The 6,807-nt window shown below is 65.7% G+C and carries 4 protein-coding genes and 1 pseudogene; 2 read left to right on the top strand and 3 right to left on the bottom strand.

Features of this window, described 5'->3' with window-relative positions; genetic code table 11:
• Together H7225_RS14600 and H7225_RS14595 are read left to right on the top strand one after the other, a co-directional pair.
• A partial coding sequence (locus tag H7225_RS14600) for a transglycosylase SLT domain-containing protein (protein ID WP_366481594.1) occupies positions 1–2,173 on the top strand: 2,173 nt, incomplete at its 5' end.
• A gap of 8 nt (positions 2,174–2,181) precedes the next feature.
• Entirely contained in the window at positions 2,182–3,147 is a 966-nt protein-coding gene (locus tag H7225_RS14595) for a complex I NDUFA9 subunit family protein (RefSeq protein WP_290663069.1), read from the top strand.
• A gap of 211 nt (positions 3,148–3,358) precedes the next feature.
• Here H7225_RS14595 and H7225_RS14590 read toward each other — a convergent pair.
• The 3 genes and pseudogenes from H7225_RS14590 to H7225_RS14580 all read right to left on the bottom strand — a co-directional run.
• Positions 3,359–3,745, bottom strand: a pseudogene (locus H7225_RS14590) (barstar family protein); the annotation flags it as partial.
• A gap of 107 nt (positions 3,746–3,852) precedes the next feature.
• Positions 3,853–4,227, bottom strand: a complete 375-nt coding sequence (locus H7225_RS14585) for a ribonuclease domain-containing protein (RefSeq protein WP_290663071.1) — start codon at positions 4,225–4,227, stop codon at positions 3,853–3,855.
• Positions 4,228–4,431: 204 nt separating this feature from the next.
• A complete protein-coding gene (locus tag H7225_RS14580; RefSeq protein ID WP_290663067.1) occupies positions 4,432–6,726 on the bottom strand; it encodes an NADP-dependent malic enzyme in 2,295 nt (764 codons plus the stop codon).
• Between the last annotated feature and the right edge of the window lie 81 nt (positions 6,727–6,807).

Here is a 6,807-nt window from a genome sequence, read left to right as displayed (position 1 = left end):
TGCCCACGCCGCCATTGACGACCTGAACGTGGTCGAGGCCCGGGAAGCCCTGCGGGTGCGGGACGCCGGAAGGCTGGCGGTGGCCCGCGACGCGCTGATCGCGGCGCGTCACCCCCTGGCGCCCTGGGCCGATTTCTGGTCCGTGCAGAACCGCCTGGTGCAGGCCTCGGTGTCCGAGGTGGACGATTTCCTGGCGCGCTGGCCCCAGGCCTACGTGGCCGACCGCTTGCGCAACGACTGGTTGCTGGTTCTGGGCCAGCGGCGCGACTGGGCGACGTTTCTGCGCACCCAGCCCAGTTTCCGCATGAACGATGACAAAGAAGTGGTGTGCTACGGCGTGCTGGCCCGCCAGCAGACCAATTCGGTGCCGGAAGGCCCGGGTGACCTGCGCGAGCAGGCTCGGCAAGCCTGGTGGGCCCAAAAGGATCCGGACACCGCTTGCATCACGATGGCCCAGACGCTGGTTCCGGCGGGTGTGCTCACCACTGCGGATGTCTGGCGCAAGCTCCGCTTGTCCCTGGAGACCGACAAGCCCAAGGTGACCCAGCAGACCGCCCAACTGCTGGGCGACACCGTGGCCCAGGCTGTAGGCCGTTTGTTGGGCCAGCCCAAGGATCATTTGTTTCCCCGGCCAGCATCTGGTGGGGCCAAGGGTGGCACCAGCGCCCAGCGCGAGGCAGGGGCTCACCTGGAGTCCGGCACCAAGGGCAAGGCCCGTCGCCCAGCGGGCCGGAACAAGATCGTGCGGCCCAGTGATTTGCCGCAGGTGGCACCGGCCGTGGCCGGTTTGCCCAAAGAGATCCAGGGCCCTTTGAACCTCTTGGCCCTGGTCCGTTGGGCCGCGATGGACGCGCCGGCCGTGGCGGCGGCCCTGGACGACCCCGAAGCCCGTGAACGCTGGCACCTGACGGCCGAAGAGGCGGCCTGGGCCTGGGCCCAGGTGGGGCGGCAAAGTGCCTGGCGCCTGCAGCCCGAGGCGCCCGCGCTGTATGAACGTGCCATGACGGTAGGCGGTGGTTTGTCTCCCGCCGATGTGGCCCGCACCTGGTCGAACGACACCCTGGCCTGGATGGCCCGCACGGCGCTGCGGGCGGCCACGGCGGGCCAGCCGCAACACTGGTCCCTGGTGGAGCGAGCGGTGGATGCCATGCCGATCGATCAACAGCAGGATCCCGCCTGGGTGTACTGGAAGGCGCGCGCCTTGATGGCCCGGCCGGCCAACCCGGCGGTGCCCGTGCCCGGTGCGGCCCAGGCGGCCGATGCCCGCCAGCAAGGGCGTGAGCTGATGGCCCGCATCAGTGGCACTGTGGGTTTTTACGGCCTGCTGGCCGCCGAAGACCTGAATGGCGCTCCGGCCAAGGCGCCCTCCCGGCCCGCGGCCGTGAACGAGGCCGAAAAGGCCGACGCGAAGGCCATCCCGGGCATTGACCGGGCCTTGCGCCTGTTCGCCCTGGGTTGGCGCTCTGAGGCAACGCGCGAGTGGAACTACACCTTGTCTTACAGCAAAACGGGGGGGCTGACCGACCGAGAGTTGCTGGCCGTCGCCGACGCGGCCTGCGAGCTGGAGATCTGGGACCGCTGCATCAACACCAGTGAGCGCACACGCCTGGAGGTGGACCTGTTCCAGCGCTTTCCCACGCCCTTTCGGCGTGACGTGCTGGCCGCCGCCCAGAACGTCGGCCTGGACCCGGCCTACATGTATGGCCTGATCCGCCAGGAGTCGCGCTTCATCGTGGCGGCCCGCTCCCACGTGGGGGCGGCCGGCTTGATGCAGGTCATGCCCGCCACGGCCGCCTGGACGGCTCGCAAGCTGGGCATCGACTACACGCCTGACCTGATCACCGAGCGGCTGACCAACCTCAAGCTCGGCGCCGGCTACCTCAAGCTGATCCAGGATGATCTGGATGGGTCGCAGGCCATGGCGGCGGCGGCCTACAACGCCGGGCCGGGGCGGCCGCGCCGCTGGCGTGAAGGGCCCCGCCTTGAAACCGCGGCCTGGGCCGAGAACATCCCCTTCAACGAAACGCGCGACTACGTGAAAAAAGTGCTGGCCAATGCCGTGTTGTACGGTCATGTCTTGCAAGGACGTCCGTTGTCGATTAAAACCAGGTTGGGTGGCACCATTGGACCTCGTCCAAGGAATGAGCCCCCGCCACAGCAAGATTTGCCTTGAGGCCACAGATGAAACGATGGTTGGTGTTGGGAGGCTCTGGTTTTGTGGGCCGTGCCTTGTGTGAACAACTGGTGGATGAGCATGGCGCGGGCGGTGTGCGCATCACCGTGCCTACCCGGCGGCGCGCCCACGCGCAGCACCTGCTGACCCTGCCCACCGTTGAGGTGGTCGAGGCCTCGGTGCATGACGAGAACGCCTTGACGCGGCTATTGGCGGGCTGCGACGGCGTGGTCAACCTGATCGCCATCCTGCATGGCAGCAAGGACGAGTTCGAGCATGCCCATGTGGGGCTGCCTCAGCGCCTGGCCGCGGCCTGTGTTCGGGCCGGTGTGCGGCGCGTGGTGCATGTCAGCGCCCTGGGGGTGCCCGACGACCCGGCCGCGGCGCCGTCCAACTATTTGCGCACCAAGGCGGCGGGCGAGTTGGCCTTGCGCGCGGCGGGCCTGGACCTGACCGTGCTGCGCCCCAGCGTGATCTTCGGGGAGCATGATCAATTCTTGAACCTGTTTGCCAGCTTGCAAGCCGTTTTTCCGGTCATGCCGCTGGCGGGGAGCGGTGCCCGTTTCCAGCCGGTGTGGGTGGGCGATGTGGCCCGCGCCTTGACGCGTTGCCTGGACGACCCTGCCACCGTGGGGCAGACCTATGAATGCACCGGGCCGCAGGTCTACACCTTGAAAGAGCTGGTGGCGCTGGCGGGTTGGTTCAGCGGCCATGCCCGGCCCATTGTGCCCATACCGCTGTGGGCGGGGCGCTTGCAGGCCCTGGCGATGTCGATCCTGCCAGGCGAGCCTTTGATGTCTCAGGACAACCTGGATTCGATGAAGGTGCCCAATGTGGCCACCGGGCGGTGGCCTGGGCTGCAGGCGCTGGGCGTGACGCCCACGCCCTTGAGCAGCATCGCCCCCGATTACCTGTGTGGCAAGCACGCAGGGGGCGAACAGCGCAACGACTGGCGCTCGCGCGCTGGCCGTTGAGCCTGGTGCGGCCGCCCCCGGCGCTGCCGGGTCAGGCCACCAGCAACATGGCCGTGTCGAACGCGCTGCTCATGGGCGGCAGGTTCATGGTCATGGGCTGAGGCGCGTTCTTGGAGACCTTGGTCGGCTTGACGACCACGGGGGGCGCATCGTTCTGAGCGACTTCAGCGCGGTCCCAGTTGCCGACAGACTCTTTGCCCGAGACGGCGATGGAATAGAACACGCGGAAGGCGATCTTGCGCTCGCTCCAGAAGTCGGCGGCATCGCGGAAGGAGTCGAGCAGCAATTCGCGGGTTTCGCGGTCGAACTTGACGCCATCGGGGATGAGTTCGAGCACCACCACGAAGCCTGGCTGCGGCCCCGACTTGTGAACCAGGTCGGTCATGCAGTCATAGAGCGCGTCCATGTTCTTACCGAAGTGGTCGGGGAACAGGAAATCCTTGGCGATGATGTCCAGCACATCTTGCTTGGACTGGGCTTCGCTCAGGTTGGTGTACAGAAAGTGCTGCCCGGCATCCAGGGCCGCATGTTGCAAGTCTTCCGGGCGAAAGGCGCGGATGGATTGCACGATGTTGGGTCGAACGGATTGCAACAACATGATCGCTTGGGGCCGAGAGTGCATTGAGATGCTCACTGCCCTCGTGGGCCAAATTTGGAGGTCAAAGAAAAAGGACAAAAGAGCGAAGCAGCTGGAGCGGGTGAGGCTCAGTGCCGGGGATCAATGGGTTTGAAGCTGCTGTAATGATCCTCGGTGTAAAAACAAGTTTCAGGGATTTGCACTACTTCACCTCCGCAAACAATGCGACGGGCTCCTCGGGTACGCGATCCTGGTGTGGGCACCGTGTACTCGTGATAGAACCCACGCGGTTGTCGAGGCAAGGCACGCTCCCTATTGCCAAAGACGATGCCGTCCTTGTCGTATCTGAAAGGGCCACCCGCCAAAATGCGCCGGTGGACGTCCTGAGCCTGAGTCGGCAATTGCGACAAGCCAATCGCCGAACCCGCGGGCCTGGACCGAGCCCAGGCTGAAGGCACGCCAACATCCAGCAGTGCCGCACCGGTCAAGAGGCTGGCCGACATCAGCAATGACGTCGCAGCGGCAATCCATGACTCGGGCAATAACTTCTTCACGCCAGCTCAGGTCTCTAAAAGCAGTGATGCTACTGAAAACGGGCCAAAAGCTCAAGGCCCCAGCCCCGGAAAACCGGTGGACAGGGGCCTTTGCGTGAGGGGTTGACAGTTCGTGGTATACGACGTTTTTTTGACAAACGCCCGTTTGCGCACCTACCTCACGGCGTTGGCTTCGGCGACCGTCATGGCCGTCATGTTGACGATTCGGCGCACCGTGGCCGAGGGCGTCAGGATGGTCACCGGCTTGGCCGCGCCCAGCAAAACCGGCCCCAGGGCGATGCCGTTGCCGGCCGCTTCCTTGAGCAGGTTGTAGGCGATGTTGGCTGCGTCGATGTTCGGGCAGACCAGCAGGTTGGCCTCGCCAGTCAGGGTGCTGCGGGGCATCAACTCGGCGCGGTAGGCGGCGTTCAGGGCCGCGTCGCCGTGCATCTCGCCGTCGATCTCCAGCCAGGGCGCGCGCTCCTGGATCAGGCCCAGCGCCTCGCGCATCTTCAGCGCCGAAGGGTGGTTGCTGGAGCCAAAATTGGAGTGCGACAGCAGCGCGGCCTTGGGGCGCTGGCCCATCCGCATCATTTCTTCGGCCGCCATGATGGTGATTTCGGCCAATTGCTCGGCCGTGGGGTCGTAGTTGACGTGGGTGTCCAGAATGTTGACCTGGCGGCCGGGCAGCAGCAGCCCGGTCATGGCCGCGTAGGTCTTGACGCCGGGGCGCTTGCCGATGACCTGGTCGATGTAGTGCAGGTGCAGGGGCGTGTTGCCCCAGGTGCCGCAGATCAGGCCGTCGACCTCGCCCTTGTAGAGCAGCATGGCGCCGATCAGGGTCAGGCGGCGGCGCATCTCGATCTTGGCCATCTGCTCGGTCACGCCTTTGCGCTCGGTCAGGCGGTGGTACGTTTGCCAGTAGTCGCGGTGGCGGTGGTCGTGCTCCACGCTGACCACCTGGTAGTCGGTGCCGACTTTCAGCCGCAGGCCGAAGCGCTCGATGCGCTGCTCGATGACGGCTGGGCGGCCGATCAGTGTGGGGCAGGCCAGGCCTTCGTCGACCACGATCTGGGCGGCGCGCAGCACGCGTTCGTTTTCACCCTCGGCAAAGGCGATGCGCTTGTTGTTGGCGCGCTTGGCCACGCTGAAGATGGGCTTCATGGTCTGGCCCGAGGCGTAGACGAAGCTTTGCAGCTTTTCGCCATACGCGACGAAATCCTTGACCGGGCGAGAGGCCACGCCGGAAGCGGCCGCCGCCAGCGCCACGGCTGGAGCGATCTTGATCATCAGGCGCGGATCGAAGGGCTTGGGGATCAGGTACTCGGGGCCAAAGCTCAGCGTGGCGCCGACATACGCGGCCGCCACCACGTCGCTTTGCTCGGCCTGGGCCAGCTCGGCGATGGCGTGGACGGCGGCGATCTCCATCTCATCGGTGATGGTGGTGGCGCCCGAATCCAGCGCGCCCCGGAAGATGTAGGGGAAGCACAGGACGTTGTTGACCTGGTTGGGGTAGTCAGACCGCCCGGTGGCCATGATGGCGTCGTCGCGCACGGCCTTGACGTCTTCCGGCAGGATCTCGGGGTTGGGGTTGGCCAGCGCGAAGATGATGGGCTTGGGACCCATGCGCGCGACCATGTCGGCCTTGAGCACGCCCCCGGCGCTCAGGCCCAGGAAGATGTCGGCGCCGTCGATGACCTGGCCCAGGGTGCGCAGCTTTGTTTCTTGCGCAAAAAAGGCCTTGTCGGGGTCCATCAGCTCAACACGGCCTTCGTAGACCAGGCCGGCCAGGTCGGTGACCCAGATGTTTTCACGCGGCAGGCCCAACTTGACCAGCAGGCCCAGGCAGGCCAGTGCGGCCGCGCCAGCCCCCGACACTACCAGTTTGACCTGCTTGATGTCCTTGCCGACCACCTTCAGGCCATTGAGCAGGGCGGCGCCCACGACGATGGCGGTGCCGTGCTGGTCGTCGTGGAAGACGGGGATCTTCATGCGCTCGCGCAGCTTGCGCTCGACGTAGAAGCAATCGGGGGCCTTGATGTCTTCGAGGTTGATGCCGCCAAAGGTGGGCTCGAGCGAGGCGATGATCTGGACGAGCTTTTCGGGGTCGTTCTCGTTGATCTCGATGTCGAACACGTCGATGTCGGCGAACTTCTTGAACAGGACGGCCTTGCCCTCCATGACCGGCTTGGCGGCCAGCGGGCCGATGTTGCCCAGGCCCAGCACGGCGGTGCCATTGGTGATGACGGCCACCAGGTTGCCCCGGCTGGTGTAGCGGAAGGCGTTGGCCGGGTTGTCGACGATTTCCTCGCAGGCGGCGGCCACGCCGGGAGAGTAGGCCAAGGCCAGGTCGCGCTGGTTGGTCAGTTGCTTGGTCGCGGTGATGGCGATCTTGCCGGGGGTGGGGAACTCGTGGTACTCAAGCGCGGCCTTTTTCAGCTCGGCGCGTTTTGCTTCGGGGGTGGTCATGTGCAGGGGTGCCTTTCAAGGGCGCTGGCCATGTTGGCGGCGCCTTACCCCTGCATTGTAGGAAGTTGCGGGCAACCTGCG

The sequence above is a fragment of the Aquabacterium sp. genome, assembly GCF_014378415.1.
Classification (GTDB): Bacteria; Pseudomonadota; Gammaproteobacteria; order Burkholderiales; family Burkholderiaceae_C; genus Aquabacterium.
Note: the sequence above shows the minus strand (reverse complement) of the source record. Positions and strands in the feature narration are given on the sequence as shown.

Excerpts from the sequence above, each read along its gene's own strand:
- H7225_RS14595 (WP_290663069.1), top strand. The coding sequence starts at position 2,182 with ATGAAACGATGGTTGGTGTTGGGAGGCTCTGGTTTTGTGGGCCGTGCC.
- H7225_RS14585 (WP_290663071.1), bottom strand. The coding sequence starts at position 4,227 with ATGTCGGCCAGCCTCTTGACCGGTGCGGCACTGCTGGATGTTGGCGTG.
- H7225_RS14580 (WP_290663067.1), bottom strand. The coding sequence starts at position 6,726 with ATGACCACCCCCGAAGCAAAACGCGCCGAGCTGAAAAAGGCCGCGCTT.